Below are 26,266 nucleotides of genomic sequence, written 5' to 3'. Positions count from 1 at the left end.
ATCATCCGGTCCGCATCCACCCGCTGCCGGGCCAGCGCCGACGCTATGTGGCGCAGCGGAATTTCCTGACGCTGCAACGGCGTGACGGGCGCTGGCAGGCGGTCTGGCATCTGGAAGACAGCGGCGCGACGCCGGGTCTGCCGCTGGACTGACGCCGCGCAGCCCTGACGCGGCCTGCGCGGCCCAGCCCGGACAGGCGCATCGCACAAGGCTGCGGCGCGAGACCGGGACCGGCCGGGCCGGGATGCGGATCAGCGTTCGAGAATCAGCAAATCGCCTTCGAAACTGACACGGGCGAAGGTGCGCAGGTAGGACATGCCCAGAAGCGAACCCTGAAGATTGCCACCGATCACCTGGGCGCGGACATTGCGGTCCACGATGTCGCCGATCTCCAGGGTGTCGATGGTCACGGGGGCGGTCTTGACGTTGCCATTGGCGGTCATCGCCGTGCCGGCATAGGCCAGATCGTCCGGATTGATGCCGATGCGGCGGGCATCCTGCCGGCTGAGGGCGATGGTCGAGGCGCCGGTATCGACGAGGAAACGGACCTCGGTGCCGTTCAGCCGCGCGGTCAGTTGGAAATGGCCGTCGCGGCCGACCGGGATCGAGACCCGGCCGCCTTCCAGAACCTGCTGCTGCGCCGGTCCGCCCTCGATCCACCATTGCGCCGCGAAGCTGGCGCCGGCGAAGATCACCGCCCAGAGAATCGTCTGGCGCAGCATTCGTCCGCCGCGGCCGGACAATTCAAAGATCATCGCGCCGCCGATCACCACCAGCAGCAGGATGTAATAGGCCAGCTGCATCCCCTCATCGGCCGCCATCAGATCAGCCCCGATCCCTTCAGCCCGTCGATGACGAACTGCACCGACAGCGCGGCCAGCAGCATCCCCAGAAGCCGCGTCACCACCATGACCCCGGTGCGGCCAAGCGCGCGCGCCAGCGGCGTCGCGATCAAAAACAGCGCCAGGGCGATGGCCAGCACCGTCAGCATGACCAGATGGACCATCAGCAGATGTCCCCAGCCGGGCCGTTCGCCGACCAGCAGGATCATCGTCGCCAGTGCCCCCGGGCCAGCCAGCAGCGGCATCGCCAGGGGAAAGACCGACGGGTCTTGCGCCGGTTCGGAATGGCCCTGTTCCTCGCGCCGTTCGGTCCGGCGTTCGAACAGCATGTCCAGCGCGGTCAGGAACAGCAGCAGACCGCCCGCGATGCGGAAGGCCGACAGCGAAATGCCGATGCCGCGCAGGATCGCCTCGCCCGCAAGGCCGAACAGCGTCAGCAGGATCGCGGCGATCACCAGCGCCCGGATGCCGATCAGCCGTCGCTGCCGGGCATCGTGACCGGGTGTCAGGGCAATGAAGATGGGCGTCAGGCCGATCGGGTCGATGACCACGAAAAGCGTCACGAACGCCGTGATGTAAAGCGACAGATCCATCCGCTCTTATCGCCCGGCCCGCGCGCGCTGCCAAGCGGGCAGGACGGATCCCTCTGCGGGCGCGGGCAGGGGGGCTTCGGGGTCGTGCTTCACGCATTCGGGCTTTGCAATCGGTGGCGCAAAACCCTAAATGTGTCGCGCGGGCGGGGAAACCGCCCGGCAAGGGAGACAAGAATGCTGAACAATATTGGCCTTCCCGGCCTTCTGCTGATCGCGGTCGTGGTTCTGGTCCTGTTCGGACGCGGCAAGATCTCGTCGTTGATGGGCGAGGTCGGCAAGGGAATCACCGCCTTCAAGAAGGGCGTCAAGGACGGCAGCGAAGAGGTCGAGGACGCCGCGTCGGACGAAGAGCGCCGCGAAACCCCGCGCGAGGTCGGCCGGGATGTTCCGGGCGAGACCGCGCGCGACGTGACGCCGCACACGACCGACCGCAGCTGATCGGCGAAAGGCCGGACGCATCATGTTCGATATCGGCTGGACCGAGCTTTTGCTGATCGGGGTCGTGGCGCTGATCGTGGTCGGCCCCAAGGATCTTCCGCATCTGTTCCATTCGCTGGGTCGGTTCACGGCCAAGGCGCGCGGAATGGCCCGCGAATTCACCTCGGCGATGGAGGATGCCGCCAAGGGATCGGGTCTTGACGAGGCGTCGAACAGCATCCGCGATCTGAAAAGCCTGACCTCGAAGAAATCCCTGGGCCTCGATGCGCTGGACCGCGCGGCCGAACGGTTCGAGAAATGGGATCCCAAGATCCCCGATGCGAAGGCCAGGCCGAAGCCCGATCCGGGCGCCACGCCGCAACCGGCGGGTGACGGCCTGAGCCCGGCCAGCGAGCCCGCCGCCCCGCCCCCGATCGCGGTCGAGCCCGCGGCACCGGATCATGCCGCGGATGCCGCCACCCCCGGCCAGCGCCGCCTGCACGCGGTGCGCCGCAGCGACAGGAAAGACCACTGACTTGGCCAGCAATCCCCGCGACGACGATATCGACGACAGTTCCGCGCCGCTGATCGAACATCTGGCCGAGCTGCGGACGCGGATCATCTGGTCGCTGGTGGCCTTCATCGTGGCGATGGTGCTGTCCTACACGATCTGGAATCCGATCTACAATTTCCTGACCCGCCCGATCTGCTTCGCGCTTGAGGCACGAGGTCAGGAATGCGGGCTTATCCTACTGAAATTGCAGGAAGGATTCTTCGTCGCCATCCGCATCTCGCTGTTGGGCGGCTTTGTTCTGGCCTTTCCGATCATCGCCTACCAGATGTGGCGTTTCGTGGCGCCGGGCCTCTACCGGAACGAGAAACAGGCGTTCCTGCCCTTCCTTGTCGCCTCTCCGGTGATGTTTTTCCTTGGCGCGGCCTTCGCCTACTACATCATCCTGCCGATGGCCTACGACTTTTTCCTGGGCTTCCAGCAGGGGCCGCTGACCCTGCCCGATGACGGCACCGCGCCGCCGGCCGTGACCGACAATCCGATGGCGGCGATCGTGTTCCAGGGTTCGGTCGATGAATACCTGTCGCTGACGACCAAGTTCATCCTTGCCTTCGGGCTGAGCTTTCAACTGCCCGTCCTGCTGACGCTGATGGGCAAGGCGGGCCTTGTCAGTGCCGAGGGTCTGGGCGCGGTGCGCAAATATGCGGTCGTGGCGATCCTGATGCTGGCCGCGGTCGCCACGCCCCCCGATGTGGTGTCGCAGGTGGTGCTGTTCACCGTGGTCTATGGTCTTTACGAAATCTCGATCCAGCTTGTCCGCCGCATCGAAAGACGCCGCGAGGCGGATCTGCGGGCGCAGGGTCTGTGGGTCGAGGATGACGAGGAATGAGCGATCCTGACGTTCTCGACCGGATCGCGGCCGCGCTTGAACGTCTGGCGCCGCCGCCCGCTCCGGTGCCGGCCTTCACCGAAGCCTCGGCCTATATCTGGCATCCCGATCCCGACCGGCTGGAACCCGTCGCGGGCGTGAATCGCGTCGATCTGGTGCAACTGATCGGCATCGACCGCGCCAGGGACATCCTGCTGGCCAATACGCTGCAATTCGCGCGCGGCTTCGGCGCGAACAACGCGCTTCTCTGGGGCGCGCGCGGGATGGGCAAATCGTCGCTGGTCAAGGCCGTTCATGCCGAGGTGGTGGCGCAGGGCCTGCCGCTGATCCTGGTCGAGATCGCGCGCGAGGATCTGGGTTCGGTCGGCCGGCTTCTGGCCCTGCTGGGCGGGGCGAAGGAACGGCGCTTCCTGCTGTTCTCGGACGATCTGTCCTTCAGCCATGACGACACGCAATACAAGTCGCTGAAGGCGGTGCTGGATGGCGGGATCGGCGGCCGGCCCGAGAACGTGATCCTCTACGCCACCTCGAACCGGCGTCACCTGATGCCCCGCGACATGATCGACAACGAACGTTCGACCGCGATCCATCCGGGCGAGGCGGTCGAGGAGAAGGTCTCTCTGTCGGACAGGTTCGGGCTGTGGCTGGGCTTTCATCCCTGTTCGCAGGATGATTATCTGGCGATGATCCGTGGCTATTGCGACGCCTATGGCCTGACCATCGCGGATGATGTCCTGCGCGCCGAGGCAGTCGAATGGCAGGCCACGCGCGGCGGCCGCTCGGGCCGGGTGGCCTGGCAGTTCTTTACCGACCTTGCCGGGCGCAACGGCATCGCCGTCTGATCCCGGCCGCCCTCCGCCGAGGGTTGCGGGATCGGGCCCGGTCCGGCATTCTTCGGCGTCGTCCTTTCGACGCAGGCCCGCGATGCATCTGACCGCAATCTTTGCGCAACTCTGCTGCCGCGATCTGGAAGTCGGCATCGCCTGGTTCTCGGCCCTGTTCGCGCGCCCGCCCGATGCCCGACCGATGGACGGGCTGGCCGAATGGCATCACGGCGCCGAGGCGGGATTGCAGCTTCGTCTTGCCCCGGATCACGCGGGGCACGGGACGTTGACGCTGATCGTGCCGGATCTGGCCGCCCAGCGGGAACGCCTGCAACAATCCGCGATGGATCCCGGCGGGATCGAGGATGTCGAGGCCGGGCGGATCCTGCGGCTTGCCGATCCCGATGAAAATCTGGTCGTGCTGGTGCAACCGCGATCCGACTGATTCGCTGCGGCGAAAACCCTTGTGCAGGCGGGCAGGGCGGGCTTTCATCGCGCCCATGAGCGGGCGCACCCAGAATAATGTCCTGACCGGAACCCGGATCCGCGAACGCCGTCTTGCCTTGTCCCGCCGGCAGGCGGATGTGGCGCGGGCGGCGGGGATTTCGCCCGCCTATCTGAACCTCATCGAACATAACCGCCGCCCGGTAAGCGACGATCTTGTCATGCGCCTGTCCGAGGTTCTCGAGGTGCCCGCCGACGAGTTGCTCGAGGGTCACGAAGAGGTCCGCCTCGCGGCGCTGCGCGAAGCGGCGGCGCGGCTGGGCGGGGCTGATATCGGCGCACCTGAAACCGCGCTGGCGCCGGATTTCCTGGCCCGCTTTCCGGGCTGGGCCGCAATCCTCGTCGCCCATGCCCGTCGCTCCGAGGCACTGGAAGCGCAGCTTGTCAGCCTGTCCGACCGGATGCGGCAGGATCCCTATCTGCTGACGACCCTGCACGAGATCCTGTCGGCCGTGACCGCGATCCGATCGACCGCCTCGATCCTGGCCGACGAGGCCGCGATCCCGGCCGAATGGCTGTCGCGCTTCCATGCCAACCTGGATCAGGACAGCCAGCGGCTGTCGGTCACGGCGCAGGCGCTGGTCGCCTATCTCGACAGTTTCGAAGCGGAAGACACGACCGCCACGCCGCAGGAAGAAGTCGAGGCCTGGATGGGCGCGGGGGCGCCGCCGCTGGATCGTTCCCCTGATCTTGCCTCTGACGCGGCGCGGGCGATGGCCGGGGCGCATCTGGCGCGGATGGAACAGGAACGCCGTGCCCTTCCCGACGCGACCCTGGTCGAGGCCGCCGCGGCCAGCCACGATCCGCTGATGATCGCGGCCCGGCTGGGCCATCCGCCCGATCTGGTCATGCGCCGCCTCGCGGCGCTGAAGCCCGCGGGTTTCGAACAGGTCGGGCTGCTTGTCTGCGACAGCGCCGGGGCGCTGATCCTGCGCCGTCCCGCGCCCGGCTTTCCGTTGCCGCGCCCCGGCGATGCCTGCGCGCTGTGGCCGCTCTATCAGGCGCTGGCGGCGCCGCAGACGGCGCTGTCCCACAGCGTCGAGACGCCCGAAGGCCGCCGCTTTCTGACCTTGTCCTACGCCACGCGGCAACAGCCCGAAGGAGCCCAGGGGCCGGTGATCACCCAAGCCCAGATGCTGATCATGCCGCCCGATCCTGCACGCGCGGCTGGTCCGGTGATCCGCATTGGTCCCGCCTGCCGCATTTGCCCGCGCAAGACCTGTCCCGCCCGCCGCGAGCCATCCATTCTTGCCACCGCGTGACCCTGCGGTCTGCGCTGTTTCCAGACAGCCCGGACGGGGCGCGCACCGGCGCGGCCCAAGGGGGCCAGGCCGCCGGCCTGTGGCGCGACCGGCAAAGCACCTTTGACAGCGCCGCCGCTTTCGTCTCATGATCGCATCCGGTCTGCCGGGGAAGGATATGCTCGACATCCTGATGATCGAGGACGAGCCCAACATCGCCGAGGCGGTGCGATTCATCCTGACCCGTGACGGCTGGGCGATGACCCTGCACGGTGACGGCGAGGGCGGGGTCGAGGCGATCCGGCTGGCGCGGCCGCGCCTTGTCATTCTGGACCTGATGCTGCCCAATCGTTCCGGTGCAGAGATCCTGCGCGATCTTCGCGCCGATCCCGATACCGCCTTCGCGATGACGCCGGTCCTGATGCTGACCGCGCGCGGTGACGCGGCGGCCGGCACGTCCCAGGCCGATGCGGTTCTGGCCAAGCCCTTCGCGAACGAGGATCTGCGGGCGCTGGTGCGCCGGATGCTGGCCTAGGCGACGGACGGGGGCCGCGATGCCGGATCGTCCGCTGTTCCTCGAACGGGCTTCGTTTCGCCGCAGGCGGCTGGGCGATGCGGCACGGGTGCTGCCGGTGCTGGCGCTGGTCGCGATCCTGCTGCCGGTCTGGTGGCTGCCGGCAGGCGTCAGCCTTGCCTTCGGCGCGGTCTGGCTGTTCGGGACATGGGCCGTGCTGATCGTGCTGGTCTGGGCGCTGCATCGCGGTCTCATGCGCGCCGAGGCCGCCACCAGGCAGGCCCGTGCGCAGGCCGCGCCAGAGGACGAAAAAGACGGGGCCGGCGATGCCCTTTGAGACGCTGGTCGCGGGATCCCTGGCCTATGTGGCACTGATGTTCGGGGTGGCGTTCGCAGCCGATCGGGCGGCAGCGCGGGGCCGGGCGGGATGGCTGGACCACCCGCTGATCTACACGCTGTCGCTGTCGGTCTATTGCTCGGCCTGGACCTTCTATGGCGCGGTGGGCTATGCCAGCCGCTCGGGCCTGGAATTCGCCACCATCTACCTGGGTCCGACGATCGTCTTTACCGGCGCGTGGTGGGGTCTCAGGCGGCTGGTGCGCATCGCCCGGATGCATCACGTCACCTCGGTCGCCGACCTGATCTCGGCCCGGTTCGGCAAATCGAACCGGCTGGCCGCGCTGATCACCCTGATCGCCGTCATCGCCGCCACCCCCTATGTCGCATTGCAACTGCAATCAGTGTCCCTGTCGTTCGAGGTTTTCGCGACCGACGCCCCGCGGGCGGCGGTCATCGGCGGGCCGGCCGGCGGCACCGCGCTGTGGGTCGCGGCGGGCCTTGCGCTCTTTGCCATCATCTTCGGCACCCGCAACCTTGCCGCCGACGAACGCCACCACGGCGTGGTCACCGCCATCGCGCTGGAGGCGGTGGTCAAGCTGCTGGCCTTTCTCGCCGTGGGCGTCTTTGTCGTCTGGGGGCTGGCCGAGGGGCCCGTCGACATGCTGGATCGCGTCGCCCGCGCCGGCCGCGATCCGGCCGTGGCCGAAGGCTGGCTGCTGCGCCCCGACCGCTGGACCGCGCTGATCGTGGTGTCGGGAGCGGCGATCCTGACCCTGCCGCGAATGTTTCAGGTGATGGTGGTCGAGGCTTCGGACGAGGATCGCCTGCGCGTGGCGGGCTGGGCCTTTCCGGCCTATCTGTTCGCCATGTCCTTCTTCGTCCTGCCCATCGCTGTGATGGGACAAGAGCTTTTGCCGGACGCCAATCCCGATCTCTATGTTCTGACGCTGCCCGCCGATGCGGGCCAGAATCTGCTGGCATTCCTGGTCTTTCTGGGCGGATTTTCGGCCGCGACCTCGATGGTCGTGGTATCGGCCATCGCCCTGGCCACGATGATTTCGAACCATTGGCTGGTGCCCGCCTGGCTGGCGCTGCGCCGCCGTCCCGGCGGCGAGGACGCAGACCGGGATCTGCGGGGGTTGATCCTGAACGCCCGCCGGCTGGCGATCGTGGCTGTGCTGGGCGCGGGCTGGGTCTATCACCAGGCTTCGGGCGGCTCGGTGGCGCTGGCCTCGATGGGGCTGGTGGCGTTTACCGGGATGGCGCAGGTGCTGCCTGCGATGCTGGGCGGTCTGCTGTGGCGTGGCGCCAACCGGCGCGGGGCATTTGCCGGTGTCGGGCTGGGATCGGGCCTGTGGCTGGCGCTGATCTTCCTGCCCTCGGTCGGCATTGGTCAGATGCCGCTTCTTCCGGGCGGGATCGACCCGCTGGCCTTCGCCATTTTCCTGTCGCTGTCGCTTAACACGCTGGCATTCGTCGGCCTGTCGATCTTCGGCTTTCCCGATCCGGTCGAGCGGTTGCAGGGCCTGTCCTTCGTCAGCGCGGTCGAGCCGGTCCGCCCGCGCAGCCCGGCCCGCGCCGAGGACCGGGCCGAGCCCCTGCTGGCCATGGCCCGGCGCGTCTGGGGGCCGGACGAGGCATTGCGCTTTTTCCGCGCCGAGGCTGCGGCGCAGGGCAAGTCCGGCTATCTTCCCGATCCGACGCCCGATTTTCTGACACGGCTGGAACGGCGGCTGGCGGGCGCGATCGGGGCGGCGACGGCCCATGCGATGATCGACCGCGTGGCGGGCGGGGTCGCGCTGACGGTGGCCGACCTGATGCAGGTCGCCAGCGAGGCCAGGCGTGCCAAGGAGGAAACCCGGCGGCTGGAATCGGCCCGCGCAGAACTTGCCCGCACCGCAGGCCAATTGCGCGAGGCCAACGACAAGCTGACCGCGCTGTCGGTGCAGAAGGATGCGTTCCTGGGTCAGATCAGCCATGAATTGCGAACGCCCATGACCTCGATCCGAGCCTTTTCCGACATCATGAAGACGCCGGACCTGTCCGAAGCGGAGCGCCGGAATTTCGCCGGGATCATCCATCAGGAGGCCGGCCGGCTGACCCGGCTTCTGGACGATCTTCTGGACCTGTCGGTGCTGGAAAGCGGGCAGGCGCGGCTTTCGGTCAGCGCCGTCAACCTGCATGATCTGATCGGGCGGGCCGTGCAGGCGGCCTCGGCGACGCGGCCCGAGCGAAGCTTTACCCTGGACCGCGACATGCCCTCGGAACATCTTGGGGTGATCACCGATGCCGATCGGCTGCTGCAGGTGCTGATCAATGTCGTCACCAATGCGCGCAAATATTGTGACGCGGAGCGTCCGGTCCTGACCATCCGGGTTCATCGTCGCGCGGGCGGCGGCGCGGTGATCGAGATCGCCGATAACGGCCGGGGCATCGACAGGGCCCGGCAAAGCCTCATATTCGAGAAGTTTTCGCGCCTCAACGACCCCGCGCGGGCGGGCGGCGCGGGCCTTGGCCTTGCGATCTGCCGAGAGATCATGACGGTCCTGGGCGGGGACATCGCCTATTTGCCGGGCCAGGGGGGCGCGGCCTTCCGTATCGTTCTGCCTCCGCATCCGGCAGCGGCGGGCCGGAGCGTCGGGACCGCCGGGTCGCCGTAAACATTTTCTTTACGGCTCTTTGTCAAATTGCCCTGCGACAGGACGGGACGAATCGGATTCGGTATGGCGGACGAAGCAGAGATGGAACAGGCACATCCGGCCGGAACCGGCGTGTTGAAACGTCTGTTGCAGGCCCGGGTCCGGGCCGCCGAAGGGGCGGGAAAGGCGCCACAATTGCCACAGACAGCGCCGGTCACGCCCGCGCGCGCCACCGCGACCGCCATCGGTCGCGCGGCGGATCGGCTTTACGGGCTGGGCGTCCGGCCGGTCGAGGTCAGGCCCGGGGCGCTGACGCTGGCGGAACTGCCCGAATTGCTGCCCGATCCGGCCTTGCTGGCAGTGTTGCAGGGACCCGGCGATGCGGTGGGCGTGATGGCCCTGTGTCCGCAGACCGTCACCGCGCTGATCGAGATTCAGACCCTCGGCCGCGTGACTGGCCGGCCGCTGGCCCGGCGCCGCCTGACCCGCAGCGACGCCACCCTTTGCGCGGATTTCATCGACACGTTCCTGTCCGAACTCGCGCAGGAGGGACGGGGCGTCGAGGGGTTGGAGGAATTTCGCGGCTTTCGCTATGCCACCCATATCGACGATGCCCGCCCCCTGGCGCTGATGATGGAGGACCGTGCCTATCGCAGTCTCGGGTTGAAACTGCTGCTCGGCGGCAGCGAGGCGCGCGAAGGCAGGCTGTTTCTGGCCCTGCCGCAGCCCCGACCCGATGCGGAACGCCCGCAGCCCGCGCTGGCCCAGCCCGCGGTCGCGACGGCGCCGTCGAAAAGACCCGCGGTCCCGCCGCTGGTCAGTCTTCGTTCCGCAACCCAGCAGGCGCCGGTCGAGGTCGTGGGCATTCTCTGTCGCCGCCGGATGAGCCTGCGCGAGCTGCGCGGCCTGGTGCCGGGCAAGATCCTGGCCCTGCCGCGCGTCAGCCTGTCCGATACCCGGATCGAGACCGCGGACGGCCAGGTTCTGGCCATCGGCAAGTTTGGCGAAGCCGATGGCTGCCACGCGATCCGCCTGCGCGATCCCGTTGCGCCAGCAGAATCCGCCCCCGCGGCCGTCCCTGCACCCGAGGCGCCGATGATGGCGCCGACCGCCGGCCCCGACCTGCCGATCGGCGATCTGCATCGTCCCGACGCCTTCCGCCCTGATCCGACTACTGCGGCAACGGTGTCACCGCCGGAACGCGCCCGGGGGTCCAAAGCGGGCTAGCAGGCGGCTTTTCACGCTTTTCCCTTGAATTCCGCCCGCTCCGGCCGCATTTAACCCGCGTCCCGAATCCTGCGGGGCGACCGATATGGAGTGACCATGGCCAAGGAAGAAATGCTCGAATTCCCCGGCGTCGTGAAGGAACTCCTGCCGAATGCGACGTTCCGGGTCGAGCTTGAAAACGGCCATGAGATCATTGCGCATATGGCAGGAAAGATGCGGAAGAACCGCATCCGCGTTCTTGCCGGGGACAAGGTTCAGGTCGAGATGAATACCTACGATCTGACGAAGGGGCGGATCAATTACCGCTTCAAGTGATCTGATGACCGCCGCCACGGCGTGCCCTGCGCCCGTGGCCGCGCCGCCGCGGCTGATCCTGGGTTCGGCCAGTCCGCGACGGCTGGAATTGCTGGCCCAGATCGGAATTCGTCCCGACGCGCTGCGCGCCGCCGATATCGACGAAGAACCGTTGAAGAACGAGACGCCGCGCGATTATGTTCGCCGGATCGCGACCGCCAAGGCCTCTGTTCTGGCCACCGGCGAGGATGAGGTTCTTCTTTGCGCCGATACCACGGTCGCGGTCGGTCGGCGCATTCTCGGCAAGCCCGCCGATCGCGACGAGGCCGCCGCCTTCATGCGACTGATGTCGGGCCGTCGCCACCGCGTGCTGACCGCCGTCGCCGTTCGGCACCACGGCAGGCTTCGCGAAAGGCTGGTCGAGACCGTCGTGCGGATGCGTCCGATTTCCGATGATGACCTGTCGCGCTATCTGGCGCTGGGTGACTGGCGCGGAAAGGCCGGCGGCTATGCGATCCAGGGGGCCGCGGCGGCCTTCATCCCGTGGATCCAGGGCTCGTTTTCCGCCGTGGTCGGCTTGCCTCTGGCTGAAACGGCGACGATGCTTGCGGCTTGCGGCATCCATCCCGACCCGCCCGGGGATCGCCCATGAAGGGTCGGCAGGTCGTTCTGGGCCAATTGTTCGGCGCCGAAGCCGCGGCGCTGATGGAAGATGGCCGTCTGGTCGATCTGATTCCCGATCCAACGCAGCTTGCGGCGCTGACACCGGGCACGATCTGCCGGGGCGTGACCGACAGGCTGATGAAAGGTCAGGGCGGGGTCTTCCTGCGCCTGCCGGATGGGCAGCGGGGCTATCTTCGCGACCGGTCCGGCATCCGTGAAGGTGCATCAATTCTGGTGCAGGTCTCGGGCATCGCGGAGGAAGGCAAGGCGGTCCCGGTAACGCCCCGGCTGATCTTTCGGGGTCGCTATGCGCTGGTGACGCCGGCGGCGCCCGGAGTCAATGTTTCACGGCGGATCCGCAGGACCGAACGTCGCGAGGCGCTGGAGGCCCTGGGGCTGTCGTTGCTGCAGGATCGCGACCATGGCCTGATCCTGCGCAGTGCCGCGGAAGGGGCCAACGAAGACGAGATCGCCGCCGATCTCGCCCCGCTGATCGACATGGCCGACAAGATTTGCGCCGAGACCCAGGGCGATCCCGAAGTGCTGCTGAACGCGCCGGCCCCCTGGGAAGCCGCCTGGCTGGATTGGGCCGATCCCGCGCCGGACGCAGTCGAGCAGGGCGAAGACAGTTTCGACCGTTGCGGGGTCAGCGAGGCGATCGACGCCTTGCTGTCCGATCGCGTCGATCTGTCGGGCGGGGCCTTCGGCTTTGTCGAACAGACCCGCGCGCTGGTGGCGATCGACGTCAATACCGGAACCGACACCTCGCCGGCGGCGGCGCTGAAGGCCAATATCGCCATGGTCCGCGATCTTCCGCGGCAATTGCGCCTGCGTGGACTTGGGGGACAGATCGTTGTCGATTTCGCGCCCATGTCCAGGCGCGACCGGGCGGTTCTGGACCAGTCCCTTCGCGCCGCCTTCAAGGGAGAGGCAAGCGAGACGAACCTGGTGGGCTGGACCACGATGGGGCTTTACGAGATCAATCGCAAGCGCGACCGAGTGCCCTTGGCGCGGCTGGCGGCGCAGGGCGCGCGCTGATGGCCTGCCCGATCTGCAGCAGGGAAAGCGTGGCGAAATACCGTCCGTTCTGTTCCAGGCGCTGTGCCGATGTCGATCTGGCGCACTGGTTGCGAGGCGATTACGTCATCCCCGGCGCGCCGCTGGACGACCTTGCCTCGGACGAGGGCGAACGCGGGCCAAAAAGTGACGATTCGGGTCTGGACACCGCCCGCAAGCGCCCGTAAAAGCCGCTTCACGCCCGGCGCCGAAGACGGCGCGGCGGGGCGCCCGGATAGCTCAGTTGGTAGAGCAGCGGATTGAAAATCCGCGTGTCGGTGGTTCGAATCCGCCTCCGGGCACCACTTTCAATCCTTCGATGAGATTACCCCGCCTTCGTCGGCTGTGCGCTATTCTGTGGCGGCAAGGGCCTTTGCGCGGCCGAACGCGGCCTCGGCCGCCTCGGTCAGAAGGTCGGCCATGCGATCCGTGCCCATCAGCACTTCCAATGCCGCGGCCGTGGTGCCGTTTGGGCTGGTGACGTTCCTGCGCAACTGGCCTGCATCCTCGTCCGCGCCCTCGGCCAGCGAAGCCGCGCCGAAGACGGTGCCGCGCGCGGCGGCCAGCGCCACGTCATCGGTCAGGCCGATCCGGCGCCCCGCCTGGGCCAGAGCCTCGATAAAGTGAAACAGATAGGCCGGGCCCGAACCCGAAATCGCGGTGATCCGGTCGATATCCTCATCGGATCCGACCTCCAGCACGATCCCGCAGGGTTCCAGCACGTCGCGAACCATGCGGTTCTGGGCCGGGGTGACACGCGCATTGGCGAAGATGCCGAACACGCCCTTGCCGATCGCGGCCGGCGTGTTCGGCATGCAGCGGATGATGGCCTTGTCGTCCAGACCGCGCTGCAGGCTCGCCAGCGTCGTGCCTGCGGCGATCGACAGAAAGCAGGCGTCGAGATGCGCGTAATCGGGCAAGACCTTGCCGATGACCTGCGGCTTGACCGCAAGGATGACCAGATCGGGTTCCAGATCGCGCGGCACCTCGGCTGCCGAGGCAAAGGTCCGCGCGCCGGTTTTCGCCGCCCGGTCGCGCAACGCCTCGGTCGGATCGACGATGCTGACCTGGGGCGGGGTCGGCATGGCCTGCCAGGCAGACAGCAGCGCATGGCCCATATTTCCACAGCCGATCAGCAGGATCTTTGTCATCTTCTGGCCCTCGTCGTTTCGGTTCCGCCGCGATGCTGGCCGAAATTCTTGCCGGCGTCAAAGCGGATGCGCGGGCTTGGACAGGGCGCGCCATTTCTGCAAGTCTGGAAAAGAGTTGACAGGGGGTCAGGATGGAGAACGCAATCGGCACCGCGGATCTGGAAAACCGGATCGCCGCCATTTTCCGCAAGGCCGGTCTGGCTGACGGACAGGCGGCAGCGATGGCGCGCAACCTTGCCGCGGCCGAGCGTGACGGCTGCAAGTCGCACGGCATCTACCGGATCGAAGGTTGCCTGAAAACGGTCCTGGCGGGCAAGGCCGACCCGCTCGCGGTGCCGCAGCTTCATGATGACGGCGGCGGCGTCATCCGTGTCGCGGCGAAAGGCGGCTTTTCGTCATGGGCCTTTTCCCGGGGCGCTCCGCTGCTGGCAGAGCGCGCGAAACGACTTGGCGTTGCGGCGCTGGTCATCAACGATTGCGTGCATCTGACGGCGCTGTGGCCCGAGATCGAGGATCTGACCGCCGATGGCGTCGCCGCGATGGCCATGTGCCCCAGCTATGCCACCGTCGCACCGGCGGGCGGCAGCAGGCCGCTGCTGGGCACCAACCCCTTCGCCTTCGGCTGGCCCCGTCCGGGTGGCAACCCCTATGTGTTCGACTTCGCAACCAGCGTCGCGGCGCGCGGCGAGATCGAGCTGCATCGCCGCGCCGGCGATCCCCTGCCCGAGGGCTGGGCCATCGACGCCGAGGGCCGTGCCACCACCGACCCGGACGCCGCGCTGGCCGGCGCGATGTTGCCCTTCGGCGCGCACAAGGGTTCGGCCATCGCGACGATGATAGAGTTGCTGGCAGGCGCGATGATCGGGGATCTGACCAGCGAGGCGGCGCTGGCGGCCCTGGGCACGACGGATCTGGGACCACGCCACGGAGAGCTGGTTCTGGCCTTCAGTCCTGAACGTTTCGCGGCGGGCAGACCCGGCGAGCCTTTCGCCTTGGCCGAGACTTTGCTGGAGGGGATCATCGGGCAGGGCGCACGCCTTCCCTCGCAGCGGCGTTTCGCGGCGCGGAAGGACAGCATCGCCAACGGCATCCGGCTGACCGAGGCGGAACTCGCCCTGCTGGACCGGCTGGAGACAGGTGGCCTGAACGCGGTCGCGGTCTGAAATCGGCCTGTCGGCCAGGCGGGACAGGAGAGCACGACAGGATCGGGACGTCGGGGCCACGCCCAGCAAAAGGGGGCGCCGGCATGTGCAGGCGCCCCCCAGGGTTGGCTATCCCCGCCGGATCAGGCGGCGGCGAGGTTGCGCAGCACGTAATGCAGCACGCCGCCGTTCTTGAGATAGTCGATCTCGACCTCGGTATCGACGCGGGCCTTGATCTGGATCTCCTTCTCGGTGCCGTCGGCATAGGTGATCTTGCAGGGCACCAGCGAAAGCGGCTTGAAATCGCCCTCCAGCCCCTCGATCGAGATCACCTCGTCGCCGGTCAGCTTCAGCGTCTTGCGGGTGTCGCCATCGGTGAACTCGAACGGGATCACGCCCATGCCGACCAGGTTCGAGCGATGGATGCGTTCGAAGGATTCCGCGATCACCGCCTTGACGCCCAGCAGGTTCGTGCCTTTGGCCGCCCAGTCGCGCGAGGAACCGGCACCGTATTCGATACCGCCGATCAGGACCAGCGGGACGCCCTTGTCCGCATATTCCATGGCCGCGTCATAGATCGATTCCTGGCCGCCGTCGGGACCCTTGGTATAGCCGCCCTCGACGCCGTCCAGCATCTCGTTGCGGATGCGGATATTGGCGAAGGTGCCGCGCATCATCACCTCGTGATTGCCCCGGCGCGACCCGTAGCTGTTGAATTCGCGCGGCGGCACCTGCCGTTCGGTCAGGTATTTCCCGGCCGGGGTCGATTCCTTGAACGATCCTGCGGGCGAGATGTGATCGGTGGTGATCATGTCGCCCAGCAGCGCCAGGATGCGGGCACCCTCGATATTCTCGATCTTGCCCGGATCGTTCGACATGCCCTGGAAATAGGGCGGGTTCTGGATATAGGTCGAGCTTGACGGCCAGTCATATGTTTCGCTGTCGGTCACCTCGACGCCACGCCAGCGCTCATCACCCTTGAAGACATCGGCGTATTTGTCGATGAACATCTCGCGCGTGACGATGCTGGCAACCATGTCGGCGACCTCTTTCGTGCTCGGCCACAGATCCTTCAGATAGACATCGTTGCCGTCCTTGTCCTGCCCCAGAGGATCGCGGGTCAGGTCGACATTCATGTCGCCGGCCAGCGCGTAGGCCACGACCAGCGGCGGCGAGGCCAGGTAGTTGGCGCGCACATCGGGGCTGATCCGGCCTTCGAAGTTTCGGTTGCCCGACAGGACCGAGACCGCAATCAGGTCGTTGTCGGCGATGGATTTCGAGATCGCCGGTTCCAGCGGACCGGAATTGCCGATGCAGGTGGTGCAGCCGTAACCCACCAGATCAAAGCCGATGGCGTCCAGATCCTCCTGCAGCCCGGCCGCCTTCAGATATTCGCTGACGACCTGCGAACCGGGGGCCAGCGAGGTCTTGACCCAGGGCTTGCGCGTCAGGCCAAGCTGCCGCGCCTTGCGGGCGACCAGACCCGCGGCCATCATCACCGAGGGGTTCGAGGTATTGGTGCAGGAGGTGATCGAGGCGATCACGATGCTGCCGTCGTGAAGCTTGTAATCCTCGCCCTCGACCGGACCTTCGGAAAAGCCCTGGTGGCGGCCGCCGGGAACATAGCCCGGCTCGCGCGCGCCGCCCTCGGCTTTCCAGGTCTTTTCGGCCTCGCGCGATTCGTCGGGCAAACGGATGCCGCGAACCAGTTTCATGAAGGCATCGGCCGACTGGTCCAGCGGGGTGTGGTCCTGCGGACGCTTGGGGCCCGAAATCGCGGGCACCACATCGGCCAGATCCAGTTCCAGCGTCGAGGAATAGACAGGCTGGTAATCCTTGTCGCGCCACATGCCGTTTTCCTTGGCATAGGCCTCGACCAGCGCGATGCGATCCTTGTCGCGGCCGGTCTGTTCCAGATAGCGCAGGGTCACCTGATCGATCGGGAAGAAACCGCAGGTGGCGCCGTATTCGGGCGCCATGTTGCCGATGGTGGCACGGTCGGCCAGCGGCATGTTGTCCAGCCCGTCACCATAGAATTCGACGAACTTGCCCACGACGCCATGCTTGCGCAGCATCATCGTGACCTTCAGCACCAGGTCGGTCGCGGTGACGCCTTCCCTCATCGCGCCGGTGATCTTGAAGCCCACCACCTCTGGGATCAGCATCGAGATCGGCTGGCCCAGCATCGCGGCCTCGGCCTCGATCCCGCCGACCCCCCAGCCCAGCACCGCAAGGCCGTTGACCATCGTCGTGTGGCTGTCGGTGCCGACCAGCGTGTCGGGATAGGCGACCTGCCGGCCGTCCTGGTCGGTATCGGTCCATACGGTCTGGGCCAGATATTCCAGGTTGACCTGGTGGCAGATCCCCGTTCCGGGCGGCACGACGCGGAAGTTGCGGAACGCCTTCTGGCCCCATTTCAGGAACTGGTAACGTTCGATGTTGCGTTCGTATTCGCGTTCCACGTTGAACTGGAAGGCGCGCGGGGTGCCGAATTCGTCGATCATCACCGAATGGTCGATGACCAGATCGACCGGGTTCAGCGGGTTGATCTTCTGCGCGTCGCCGCCAAGCGTCTTGATGCCGTCGCGCATCGCGGCCAGATCGACGACCGCCGGAACGCCGGTGAAATCCTGCATCAGCACGCGGGCGGGACGATAGGCGATCTCGCGCGGGTTCTTGCCGCTCTTGTCGGCCCATTCCGCGAAGGCCCTGATGTCATCGGTGCTGACCGTCTTGCCGCCATCCTCGAAGCGCAGCATGTTTTCCAGCACTACCTTCAGCGAGGCCGGCAACCGCGAGAAATCGCCCAGACCCGCTTCCGAGGCGGCGGCGATGGAGAAATAATCGACCGATTGATCGCCGGCCTTCAGGGTGCGGCGGGTCTTGGCGGTATCGGTTCCGGTCTGGATGGGCATCAGAGCCTCCCTGTCTGCAAGGTGGATGGGTCGGGCAGTGTCTCTCTTGCTTTGCCCCATGACAGAGGCTTGCGCAAGGAGATCCGCCATCAATGTATGCAATTGCATACCATCTGCTGCGCTGTTGCTCAAGAGGCACGCCCTTCACGATCACGCGGGGGCTAACAAAGCGTTGATTTGGTTTTGCCTGCGCCGCGGCGCTATTCAGGATGACGGAATTCGCAGACTGAACTGGACATTGCGGACAATGTCGGCTTCGAGACGGACCTTCAGCGCCGGGCGCGCAGGCTATGCAGGGCTGATACCGGCCCTTGCTGCGGCGGCGCTTCTGGGCGGCGCTGCCGCCGGTCAGGCCCAGGAAGGCGGGCCGGGCGGCGCGGGAAATGATCTGTCCGCGCCCGTCATTTCCGCGCCCGATGATCCGGGCCGGGCGGCGCCCGGCGCGCTGAGCCGGGACGATTTCCTGTCCGGCGGCGGCTTCAACAGTTTCGCCGCATCCGAGGCGCCGCCGACGGACAGTTTCCTTCCGCCCTCGCTGCCGGTGGTGGTCGAGCTTTTCACCGCGCAGGGCTGTTCGACCTGTCCGCCCGCCGACGCGATGCTGGAAAAGATGGCCGCCATGCCGGGCGTTCTGCCGCTTTCGTTCAACGTCGATTACTGGGATTATCTGGGCTGGACCGACAGCTTCGCCAGCCCCGACTTCACCCGCCGCCAGGAAGGCTATGCCCGGGCCTCGGGCGAACACGCGCTTTACACGCCGCAGATCATCGTGGACGGCCGCGACACCGCAGTCGCCCCCGGTCCCGCGCAGCTGATGGCGATGATCGACGAGAACCGGATCTCTCCGGCGATGCTCAGCGTGCAGCGCGAAAGCGGGGATGATGGCGAAAGGATCGAACTGACGCCGCTATCGGACCTGGGCGGCCCGGTGGTGGTGGTTCTGGTCCGCTATGCGCCCAATCGCGCGGTCGAGGTGACGGCGGGCGAGAACAGCGGCCGCGTGGTCAGCTATACCAATGTCGTGCTGTCGATCAGCAAGCTGGCCAAATGGGACGGCACGGCGCCCTTGCGCCTGAATGTCAGGCCGGACGAAAGCGGCCCCCAGGATTTTCCGCCCGATACCAGGCATGTCCTGCTGGTCCAGCGCGGCATCGGCCCCGACGAACTGCCCGGCCCCATTCTCGCGGCGATCAAGCTGGACTGACCGCGACAACTTGCGCGGCGTGCAAAAATTTCGCATCAGCGGACCATGAGCGAATGGATCATCCAGATCGCGGGAACGCCCGAAGGCGCGCGGCTGGCATCGGTTCTGGCGCTTGGCGCGGCCTTTCTGCACGCGCTGTTCGGGTCCCTGCAAAAGGGCCGGCACGATCCCTGGATCAGCCGTGCGGCGATCGACCTCAGCTACGGGATCATGGCTCTGCCCATCGCGCTGTTCGTGGTTCCCTGGCCGGATCCGGGGCTGTGGCCGGTGCTGTTCGGGGCCATGGGGATCCATGTCTTCTACAAGATCGCGCAGGCGCTGACCTATACGCGGGGCGCCTATACGGTCGTCTATCCGGTGGTGCGCGGGACCGGCCCGCTTTTCGCGGTAATCGCCGCGGGGGTTGTCTTTGGCGAGCATTTCAACGCGGTGCAATGGCTTGGTGTCGGGCTGCTGGTCGGCGGCATCTTCGGCCTTGCGGCCTATAACCGATCGCGCCTGGTTCTGGGTCGCGAGACGCTGGGCCCCGCGCTGGCCTGGGCCGTGGTCACGGGCGGCTTTGTCGCGCTTTATACGACCTATGACGCCTGGGGCATCAGGCTGGCGGCCAATCCCTTCACCTTTCTGGCCTGGTTCTTCGTGCTGGATTCGTTCTTCATGCCGATCTGGAACCTGCGCCGCCTGATCGCGCTGACCGCGCCCGAGGTTCCCGCTTTGGCCATGCGGGGAATTTTCGGCGCCCTGGTTGCCTTCGCCAGTTTCGGCGCGATCATGCTGGCCACCCGCATCGACGATGTCGGCCGCGCCGCGGTGCTGCGAGAAACCTCGACCGTCTTCGCGGCCCTTGTCGGCTGGCTCGTGCTGGGCGAAAAGGTGGGCGTCGCGCGCGCGATCCTGATGGCGGTGATCGCTTCGGGCGCTTTGGTGGTGGAATTCGCGTCCTGATCGTGGCGCCGAAAGGAAGATGATGAAGGAACCGAATCCCTTGGTGAAATCGGCGCTGGAACTGGGGCCGCTGCTTCTGTTTTTCGGCGTCTTCATGTGGAACCGCGGCGGAACCGTCAGCCTGTGGGGACAGGATTACACGGCGCTGGTCTTTGCCACGCTGATCTTCATTCCGGTTCTTGCCATCGCGACCCTGATCCAGTGGCGTCTCAGCGGCAGGCTTGCGCCCATGCAGGTCGTGACGCTGGTTCTGGTGGTGATCTTCGGGGGGCTGTCGGTCTGGCTGAACGACCCACGCTTTTTCAAGATGAAGCCCACCATCATCTATCTGCTCTTCGCCGCGATCCTGGGCTACAGCCTGGTCGCGCGGCGCAACTGGTTGCAGGCGGTCCTGTCCGAGGCGCTGCCGATGGATGCCCTGGGCTGGCGCAAGCTGACCATGCGCATGATGCTGCTGTTCCTCGGTCTCGCGCTGGCCAACGAGTTCGTCTGGCGCATGATGTCCGAAACATCCTGGGTCTATTTCAAGACCTTCGGCCTGCCGCTGATCCTGTTCGTCTTCCTGATCGCCAATGCCGGTCTCTATCGCGCGCATGCGGTGGAGAGCGAAAAGGACGACGAGCAGGGCTGAGCCCCGCACGCGACTGTCTCGATCGCCGCGCGGCGATCGACCCCCGGTCGAATGTCTTTTAGCGGATTCCCGGATCGGTTAGACAGGATCATGGCCCAACTGACGCAGATCGAGATCCTGCTTCCCGAACTTCGGGCCTATGCCGTCGCGATCTGCACCTCGCGCAGCGATGCCGAGGATCTTGTCCAGGACGCGGTCGAGCGTGGTCTGCGTTCGGATCGCCGGCCGGCGCGCCTGGACCAGCTTCGGCCCTGGATGTTCCGCACGATCAGGAACCTGCACTACGACGAACTCAGGAAAAGACGTGTGCGTCGGGAATATTTGGAGGCGGAGAAACGTCTATCCGAAGAAGCGGGAACCGCGGATGCCGCGCGCGATGCGCTGACAAGGCTGGCCTTCGAAAAACTGCCGCCCGAGACGCGGGAGGTGCTGTGTCTCGTGGACATCATGGGGCTGACATACGCCGAGGCGGCAAGGGTGATGGATGTGCCGCCCGGCACGGTGATGAGCCGGATCAGCCGGGCGCGGCGGGCGCTTCTGATGATCGTGGAAGGCGCCCAAGTGGTGGAAAGCGGAGCAGGGCGGAAGACATGAACGAATTGGCCGACAGCGACTGGACTTTGATCAACGCCTACCATGACGGCGAATTGGGCCAGGCCGAGGCGCGTGATCTGGAATCGCGAATGGCGCGGGATCCGGCCCTTGTCCGGGCCCTGAACCAGGTGCGCCATGTCTCGGCCAGCCTTGCGGCGCTGCGGCCCGAATCGCGGGCCGAGGTATTCCGTCGCGACTTCGCTGCGGCCAATGCCAGGCGGTTTCCGCGAAGGTGGCTGGCGGGCGCTGCGGCCGCGGCGGCTGTCGCTGTTGCGATCGTCTTCGGGTCCGGATTCCTGGCCGAACCGACGCCGATCCGGATTCATGCCGCGTTCATGGACCAGAGCTTCGCTGTCGGCGACCGCGATCTTCGCACGATCGCCGGGAAGGATCCGTGGGGCGTGCCGGATCTTTCGGGTGCCAACCTGGTGCCGGTCGCCGTCGCAAGCTTCGAGGCAGGGCAGGTGACGCATTACGCGGGCCGGAACGGATGTCGCCTGTCCTATTTCCGCGGGTCATTCAGGATCGGTGACGATGATCGTGCCGCCGGCCAGCAGGTGGCGTCATGGACGACGAATGCGGATCTGCGCCACATGGTCGTCGCCACGGGAATGGACCGCGCCAGATTCGACGCGGTCGTCGCCTATCTTCAGCAGGTGACGCGGCAGGGGGCCACCGAGAGCGTCCTGGCATCGCTGACGCAAGCGACCCGGAACGCAAGCGCTTGCCTCGGCTAGTCCGGCGTGGCGGGTGCGACCGCGCCTGAGGAGGTTTGCCCCTCCATTGCGGGCTGTGCCGCGCCCTCGGCCCCGCCGGTCACCTGGGCCACATAGGCGGCGACGGTGTCGATCTGGCCCGCGGTCAGCATATCGGCGAATGCCGGCATGACGCCGATTCCGCTGGTGACGGCGGCGCGGACCTGCGCGGCGGTCGGTTTGAACTGGTCCAGGTTCGGGCCGATCTCGGCTTCGGATCCGGCATCGCTCAGCGCGTGACAGACAGCGCATGAGGGCTGCGCGGTTTCGGTGAAGATGGTGCGCCCGGCCTCCAGATCGGCCTCGGCGAGTGCCGGGCCGGCGGCAAGCGCAAGGAAAGCGGCGCCAAGAACCGGCGTCGTGGATGTGGTCATGTGATGGCTCCTGGTGGGGCGGTCGAGCCGGCGGGATGGTCCGCCGGCCGGGAATCCTAGCTGACGGTCACATCGACGGCATGGACGCGCCAGCCGTTATTGCCGTAGCCACGCTCGTTGGGCGGGAACGTCTCGGGCTGGCTGGTCCCGTCCTTCGCCGTCGCCCGGCTTGCCAGAGTCTGCGTTCCCTCCGAAAGCTCGGTGATCAGCACGAAGGGCCGCCAGGCATAGCGGCCCAGGTCCGGCCCGAGAAACTGCGCATCGGTCCAGCTCTGGCCGCCGTCGGTCGAGACCTCGACCTTCTCCAGATCGCTGACGCCGCCCATGGCGACGCCATGGATCTGCACCTTTCCGGTGGCGGCGTCCATCAGCGGCCCGGTGATCCAGGACTTGACGCTCATTTCGTACATCGAGGGCTGCGAGGGATCGCCCTTCTCGCCAACGGGGCGGACGCGATAGCCGGTCTGCTGGATCTTGGCCGGCGATTCCTCGGTCGTCAGGGCGAGCCGCTTGAGATACTTGACGTTGTTGACGCCGTAATAGCCCGGAATCACAAGCCGCACCGGGCCACCATGCGCCAGGGGCAGCGGCTCGCCGTTCATTTCCCAGGCCAGGATCGCCTGATCCATCGCGGCCTTCGGAACCGAACGCTCGACCTGAAGCGTCTCCTTCGGGACGCCCTCGGGAATGTCTTCGCCGCCCGTGCCGGTCAGATAGACCGCGCCGTCGCTGGCGCCGCCCATGGCGTCGATGACCGCGCGCACCGGCACGCCCGTCCAGACGACATTGCCCGCCGCACCGACCGACCATTGCGTGCCACTGGTCTCGTGATCGAAAAAGGCGCGTCCGTTGCCCGAACATTGCAGAACGCAGACCACCGTCTCGACCGCCAGCGTCTTCAACTGGCCGACCGTCATCGTGCCCGGATTGGCGACGCCGTCGATCTCGATCTCCCAGGCATCGCGGTCGGCGACAATGTCTTCGGACGGGGCCGGCAGGTTGTTGCGGATATAGAGATCCGTGCTGGGCGTGATCAGTTCCGCCCCCTGGGCTGCGCGCTTCGTCTCCAGCGTCTGCTTGGAATGGACGATCAGATCGTCGGCATCCTTCCAGGCGACGTAATCGGGAAGCGCGGTCCCGTTGTCCTGACCGATGGCCGGTCCACCGACGGCCGCGGCGCCAAAGGCGCCCGCCGATCCGATCAGGAAGTGGCGGCGTTTCACGTTCTGAATCACTTTCATTGGCTTTCCTCCCGTGGTTCGGAGCCGCGGCACCACGGTATGCGACAGCCCCGTAACCAAGAGACGTGCCAGGGCTGCGTATTATTCCAGCTTGCGCGGAATAAACCGGCCGAAGCAGGCTGCCGATCGAGCCTGCCGGTGAAAACGGTCGCGGGCTGTGCCCGGTCATCCGCCCCGATTGCCGGGCCATTTGCCGGGCTCGGCCGGGGCGCGCGCGTCCTTGCCCGGACGGTGCGATCCTGGGGTCGAAACGATTGAACACGAACGGACAATCAAGCAATGTGATGATGTGACTGCCGGAGGAGAGAAGCGGGTGAGAGCGTTCGGGATCCCGATTGCGGCGCCGTTCGCGGAGCTTGGCCCGCGTCGCCGCCGCCGAGGCCGGGGCGTGACCCCGCCGGCAGGTCTGGGCGCCGCGTTCCTGCTCGGCGCCTCGCGGGCATCGGCCCACAGCGACGGCGCGCCGCCGGCACCGGCGGACTTCTGGTCCATGTGGTCGCTTCAACCCTCGGTCATCGTGCCCCTGGGGCTTGCCGTCATGCTCTATGCCGGCGGTGTTCGGTTGGCCTGGGCGCGGGCGGGAACGGGCCGCGGGGTCCGGATCCGGCAGGTGCTGTGCTTTGCCGGCGGCATCGCGGCGCTGGTCGCGGCCCTTGTCTGGCCGCTCGATGCCTGGGGCGAAAGCCTGTTTTCCGCGCATATGGCGCAGCATATCACGCTGATGGGGCTGGCGGCACCGCTTCTGGTGCTGGGACAGCCGCTTGCGACGATGACGCGCGCCCTGCCGCGCGGCTGGCAAAGGCGCCTTGCCGCGCTGGCCGGGACCGCGATCTGGCGACGTGGCCACGATCTTCTGACCGCTACGGGCGTCGCCACCGCCCTGATGCTGGGCGTTTTCCTGTTCTGGCACGCACCGCCCGCGCTGGCCGTGGCGCTTGACCATGATCTTGTCCACGCGGTGATGCACGGCTCGATCTTTGCCGCCGCGCTGGCGTTCTGGACCATGATCGCCCGGGTCCGCGACAGGGGCTTCGGGGTGCGGATCGTCGCGCTGTTCGTCTGCTTCAAGTTTTCGCTGATCCTGGGGGCGCTGCTGACCTTTTCGGGCCGGGCGCTTTATCCCGTCTATGGGTCCCGGCCAGACGCCTGGGGATTGACGCCGGTCGAGGATCAGCAACTTGCCGGCGTGCTGATGATGACGGCGGCGGCGATGATGTATCTGGTCGCCGCACTCGTCGTCGCGGCCGCCTGGTTTGCTTCGATGGATCGGACACAGGCTGCCTGCAACACGGTCGCGGCAGCGAACGGGGCAGGATCTTGAGGACGGCGGGGCTGGCATTCCTGCTTGCGGCGCTGGCCCTGGCGGGCTGCGAGAATCCGCAATCCGCCTTCGATCCCGCCGGGGACGAGGCCGCGCGCGTCCTTGCGCTGTTCTGGGCCATGCTGGCCGGAGGCGTGGTGATCTGGGTCATCGTCGTCGGCGTCAGCTTCTACGCGGTCAAGGTGCGGCCCGGGCGGCACAGCGAAAGGACCGGCCTGCGGCTGATCATCTGGGGCGGCTGCGTGTTTCCGACCGTCGTGCTGGCGGCGCTGCTGGTCTGGGGCCTCGGGCTGCTGAACGACCTGCGCCGTCCGGGCGACGGTCCGACCATCGCGGTTTCGGGCGAACGGTTCTGGTGGCGCGTCTCCTACGGCGTGACGGGCGCGCCGGGCGTGCTGCGCAGCCTGCCGCGCGGCGGCATCCCCGGCGCCAACGAGATCGTCATTCCGCTGGGCCAGCGCAGCACGATCCTGCTGGGCAGTCCCGACGTGATCCATTCCTTCTGGGTGCCGCCGCTGGCCGGCAAGATGGACGCGATTCCCGGCCGGGTGAACCGTCTGATCCTGGAGCCGACCGAGACCGGAATCTTCAACGGCACCTGCGCCGAATTCTGCGGGCTGGCCCATGCCCAGATGGGATTCCGGGTGATCGTCGTGCCGCCCGCCGAGTTCGAGGCCTATGTGCAGGCGCAGGCCAGGCCCGCCGCCGTCACAACGGGGCCCGGTCTCGATCTGTTCCTGAAGAACGGCTGCGCCGCCTGCCATGCCGTGCGCGGCACCCCCGCCCGGGGCACGGTCGGGCCCGATCTGACGCATCTGGCCAGCCGGCGGATGATCGGCGCGGGCATCCTGCCCACCACGGCCGAAAACATCGCCGATTTCATCGCCTCGCCCGACCATCTCAAGCCGGGGGTCGAGATGCCGGCCTTCGCCATGTTGCCCGAGGCCGAGATCGCCCGCATCGCCGATTGGCTGGGGAGCCTGCAATGACCGACCCGACAGCACAGGGCACACCCGATCAGGACGACCCCGAGGTTCGGCGCGGGCAGGAAGACAGGCTGCGCGAGGTCTGGAAGACACCGAAGGGCTGGCGCTACTGGTCGGCGGTCAACAACACCGAAATCGGTGTCTGGTATACGGCGGCGTCCTTCGGGTTCATGCTGTTCGCGGGCGTTCTGGCGCTGCTGATGCGGGTGCAGCTGGCGGTACCCGAGAACGATTTCCTGACCGCGACCTTCTACAACCAGCTGTTCACGCTGCACGGCACGGCGATGATGTTTCTCTTTGCCGTGCCGATCTTCGAGGCGGTGGCGATCATACTGCTGCCGCAAATGCTCGGCGCGCGCGATCTGCCGTTTCCGCGGCTGTCCGCCTTCGGCTTCTGGTGCTTTCTGATCGGCGGCGTCTTCGTCAGCGGCTCGATCTTCTTCGGCGCCGCCCC

At 66.9% G+C, this 26,266-nt stretch carries 30 protein-coding genes and 1 tRNA gene; 25 read left to right on the top strand and 6 right to left on the bottom strand.

Annotation, left to right across the window (positions count from 1 at the left end; translation table 11 throughout):
• Positions 1-251 precede the first annotated feature (251 nt).
• On the bottom strand, positions 252-821 hold the full coding sequence (locus B4A72_RS07670) for a retropepsin-like aspartic protease family protein (RefSeq protein WP_292954918.1): 570 nt from the start codon (positions 819-821) through the stop codon (positions 252-254).
• Positions 821-1,435, bottom strand: a complete 615-nt coding sequence (locus B4A72_RS07665; RefSeq protein WP_292954921.1) for a MarC family protein — start codon at positions 1,433-1,435, stop codon at positions 821-823. Before B4A72_RS07665 ends, B4A72_RS07670 begins: the two co-directional genes overlap by 1 nt.
• Before the next feature lie 174 nt (positions 1,436-1,609).
• On the opposite strand from B4A72_RS07665, the gene B4A72_RS07660 reads away from it, so the two are divergent.
• The 16 genes from B4A72_RS07660 to B4A72_RS07585 all read left to right on the top strand — a co-directional run bounded on the left by B4A72_RS07660 (position 1,610) and on the right by B4A72_RS07585 (position 12,858).
• Positions 1,610-1,873 (top strand): twin-arginine translocase TatA/TatE family subunit, encoded by a 264-nt coding sequence (locus tag B4A72_RS07660; protein ID WP_292954923.1) that lies wholly within the window; start codon positions 1,610-1,612, stop codon positions 1,871-1,873.
• 22 nt (positions 1,874-1,895) lie between these two features.
• Entirely contained in the window at positions 1,896-2,387 is a 492-nt protein-coding gene (tatB, locus tag B4A72_RS07655) for a Sec-independent protein translocase protein TatB (RefSeq protein WP_292954925.1), read from the top strand.
• A gap of 1 nt (position 2,388) precedes the next feature.
• A complete protein-coding gene (gene tatC / locus B4A72_RS07650; protein ID WP_292954928.1) occupies positions 2,389-3,252 on the top strand; it encodes a twin-arginine translocase subunit TatC in 864 nt (287 codons plus the stop codon).
• Complete coding sequence (locus tag B4A72_RS07645) at positions 3,249-4,094, top strand: ATP-binding protein (protein WP_292954931.1); 846 nt, start codon at positions 3,249-3,251, stop codon at positions 4,092-4,094. Before tatC ends, B4A72_RS07645 begins: the two co-directional genes overlap by 4 nt.
• A gap of 82 nt (positions 4,095-4,176) precedes the next feature.
• The gene (locus tag B4A72_RS07640; RefSeq protein WP_292954934.1) at positions 4,177-4,521 is read left to right on the top strand and encodes a VOC family protein; all 345 of its coding nucleotides are present in this window, start codon (positions 4,177-4,179) and stop codon (positions 4,519-4,521) included.
• Positions 4,522-4,576: 55 nt separating this feature from the next.
• A complete protein-coding gene (locus tag B4A72_RS07635; protein WP_292978295.1) occupies positions 4,577-5,842 on the top strand; it encodes a helix-turn-helix transcriptional regulator in 1,266 nt (421 codons plus the stop codon).
• Positions 5,839-5,973 carry a hypothetical protein gene (locus tag B4A72_RS07630; protein WP_292954940.1) on the top strand — a complete coding sequence of 45 codons (135 nt, stop codon included), beginning with the start codon at positions 5,839-5,841 and terminating at the stop codon, positions 5,971-5,973. Before B4A72_RS07635 ends, B4A72_RS07630 begins: the two co-directional genes overlap by 4 nt.
• Positions 5,974-5,999: 26 nt before the next feature.
• Positions 6,000-6,356, top strand: coding sequence for a response regulator transcription factor (locus B4A72_RS07625; RefSeq protein WP_292954942.1), 357 nt, complete (start codon positions 6,000-6,002; stop codon positions 6,354-6,356).
• 19 nt (positions 6,357-6,375) lie between these two features.
• On the top strand, positions 6,376-6,672 hold the full coding sequence (locus tag B4A72_RS07620; RefSeq protein ID WP_292954945.1) for a hypothetical protein: 297 nt from the start codon (positions 6,376-6,378) through the stop codon (positions 6,670-6,672).
• Complete coding sequence (locus B4A72_RS07615; RefSeq protein ID WP_292954948.1) at positions 6,662-9,334, top strand: sensor histidine kinase; 2,673 nt, start codon at positions 6,662-6,664, stop codon at positions 9,332-9,334. The genes B4A72_RS07620 and B4A72_RS07615 overlap by 11 nt, the downstream gene beginning before the upstream one ends.
• A 63-nt stretch (positions 9,335-9,397) precedes the next feature.
• Positions 9,398-10,540 (top strand): FliM/FliN family flagellar motor switch protein, encoded by a 1,143-nt coding sequence (locus B4A72_RS07610; protein ID WP_292954951.1) that lies wholly within the window; start codon positions 9,398-9,400, stop codon positions 10,538-10,540.
• Between the two features lie 96 nt (positions 10,541-10,636).
• On the top strand, positions 10,637-10,855 hold the full coding sequence (gene infA, locus B4A72_RS07605) for a translation initiation factor IF-1 (RefSeq protein ID WP_010397442.1): 219 nt from the start codon (positions 10,637-10,639) through the stop codon (positions 10,853-10,855).
• A 4-nt stretch (positions 10,856-10,859) separates the two neighbouring features.
• The gene (locus B4A72_RS07600; RefSeq protein WP_292978294.1) at positions 10,860-11,486 is read left to right on the top strand and encodes a Maf family protein; all 627 of its coding nucleotides are present in this window, start codon (positions 10,860-10,862) and stop codon (positions 11,484-11,486) included.
• Positions 11,483-12,535, top strand: a complete 1,053-nt coding sequence (locus B4A72_RS07595; RefSeq protein WP_292955084.1) for a ribonuclease E/G — start codon at positions 11,483-11,485, stop codon at positions 12,533-12,535. The genes B4A72_RS07600 and B4A72_RS07595 overlap by 4 nt, the downstream gene beginning before the upstream one ends.
• Positions 12,535-12,741 carry a DNA gyrase inhibitor YacG gene (locus B4A72_RS07590; protein ID WP_292955087.1) on the top strand — a complete coding sequence of 69 codons (207 nt, stop codon included), beginning with the start codon at positions 12,535-12,537 and terminating at the stop codon, positions 12,739-12,741. Before B4A72_RS07595 ends, B4A72_RS07590 begins: the two co-directional genes overlap by 1 nt.
• Positions 12,742-12,782: 41 nt before the next feature.
• A tRNA-Phe gene (locus B4A72_RS07585) sits at positions 12,783-12,858 on the top strand.
• A gap of 45 nt (positions 12,859-12,903) precedes the next feature.
• Here the strand turns inward: B4A72_RS07585 and proC are convergent.
• Positions 12,904-13,704, bottom strand: coding sequence for a pyrroline-5-carboxylate reductase (gene proC / locus B4A72_RS07580; RefSeq protein ID WP_292955090.1), 801 nt, complete (start codon positions 13,702-13,704; stop codon positions 12,904-12,906).
• Positions 13,705-13,835: 131 nt separating this feature from the next.
• Here proC and B4A72_RS07575 point away from each other — a divergent pair, with 131 nt between their 5' ends.
• On the top strand, positions 13,836-14,867 hold the full coding sequence (locus tag B4A72_RS07575; RefSeq protein ID WP_292978293.1) for an Ldh family oxidoreductase: 1,032 nt from the start codon (positions 13,836-13,838) through the stop codon (positions 14,865-14,867).
• 122 nt (positions 14,868-14,989) lie between these two features.
• Here the strand turns inward: B4A72_RS07575 and acnA are convergent, their stop codons facing one another.
• Positions 14,990-17,761 carry an aconitate hydratase AcnA gene (gene acnA, locus B4A72_RS07570; protein WP_292978292.1) on the bottom strand — a complete coding sequence of 924 codons (2,772 nt, stop codon included), beginning with the start codon at positions 17,759-17,761 and terminating at the stop codon, positions 14,990-14,992.
• A gap of 247 nt (positions 17,762-18,008) precedes the next feature.
• Here acnA and B4A72_RS07565 point away from each other — a divergent pair, with 247 nt between their 5' ends.
• The 5 genes from B4A72_RS07565 to B4A72_RS07545 all read left to right on the top strand — a co-directional run bounded on the left by B4A72_RS07565 (position 18,009) and on the right by B4A72_RS07545 (position 21,872).
• A complete protein-coding gene (locus tag B4A72_RS07565) occupies positions 18,009-18,965 on the top strand; it encodes a DUF1223 domain-containing protein (RefSeq protein ID WP_292957110.1) in 957 nt (318 codons plus the stop codon).
• Between the two features lie 45 nt (positions 18,966-19,010).
• The gene (locus B4A72_RS07560; RefSeq protein WP_292957107.1) at positions 19,011-19,910 is read left to right on the top strand and encodes a DMT family transporter; all 900 of its coding nucleotides are present in this window, start codon (positions 19,011-19,013) and stop codon (positions 19,908-19,910) included.
• A 22-nt stretch (positions 19,911-19,932) separates the two neighbouring features.
• Entirely contained in the window at positions 19,933-20,541 is a 609-nt protein-coding gene (locus B4A72_RS07555) for an inner membrane-spanning protein YciB (RefSeq protein ID WP_335661545.1), read from the top strand.
• A 90-nt stretch (positions 20,542-20,631) separates the two neighbouring features.
• Complete coding sequence (locus B4A72_RS07550) at positions 20,632-21,135, top strand: RNA polymerase sigma factor (RefSeq protein WP_292957101.1); 504 nt, start codon at positions 20,632-20,634, stop codon at positions 21,133-21,135.
• The gene (locus tag B4A72_RS07545; RefSeq protein ID WP_292957098.1) at positions 21,132-21,872 is read left to right on the top strand and encodes a hypothetical protein; all 741 of its coding nucleotides are present in this window, start codon (positions 21,132-21,134) and stop codon (positions 21,870-21,872) included. The genes B4A72_RS07550 and B4A72_RS07545 overlap by 4 nt, the downstream gene beginning before the upstream one ends.
• Here B4A72_RS07545 and B4A72_RS07540 read toward each other — a convergent pair.
• Together B4A72_RS07540 and B4A72_RS07535 are read right to left on the bottom strand one after the other, a co-directional pair.
• Entirely contained in the window at positions 21,869-22,264 is a 396-nt protein-coding gene (locus tag B4A72_RS07540) for a c-type cytochrome (RefSeq protein ID WP_292957095.1), read from the bottom strand. The two genes, B4A72_RS07545 and B4A72_RS07540, sit on opposite strands and share 4 nt — an antisense overlap.
• A gap of 56 nt (positions 22,265-22,320) precedes the next feature.
• Positions 22,321-23,505, bottom strand: coding sequence for a sulfite oxidase (locus tag B4A72_RS07535; RefSeq protein WP_292957092.1), 1,185 nt, complete (start codon positions 23,503-23,505; stop codon positions 22,321-22,323).
• 388 nt (positions 23,506-23,893) lie between these two features.
• Here B4A72_RS07535 and B4A72_RS07530 point away from each other — a divergent pair, with 388 nt between their 5' ends.
• From B4A72_RS07530 to B4A72_RS07520, 3 genes are all read left to right on the top strand, one after another.
• Positions 23,894-24,826, top strand: coding sequence for a cytochrome c oxidase assembly protein (locus B4A72_RS07530; protein WP_292978291.1), 933 nt, complete (start codon positions 23,894-23,896; stop codon positions 24,824-24,826).
• A complete protein-coding gene (locus tag B4A72_RS07525) occupies positions 24,823-25,815 on the top strand; it encodes a cytochrome c oxidase subunit II (protein ID WP_292957086.1) in 993 nt (330 codons plus the stop codon). The genes B4A72_RS07530 and B4A72_RS07525 overlap by 4 nt, the downstream gene beginning before the upstream one ends.
• Positions 25,812-26,266 (top strand): cbb3-type cytochrome c oxidase subunit I (locus tag B4A72_RS07520; protein WP_292978290.1); only part of this gene is annotated, 455 nt, incomplete at its 3' end. The genes B4A72_RS07525 and B4A72_RS07520, both read left to right, overlap by 4 nt.

The sequence above is a fragment of the Paracoccus sp. UBA5162 genome (genome assembly GCF_002413585.1).
Lineage (GTDB): Bacteria > Pseudomonadota > Alphaproteobacteria > Rhodobacterales > Rhodobacteraceae > Paracoccus.
This window is presented reverse-complemented; position numbering and strand designations above follow the sequence as displayed.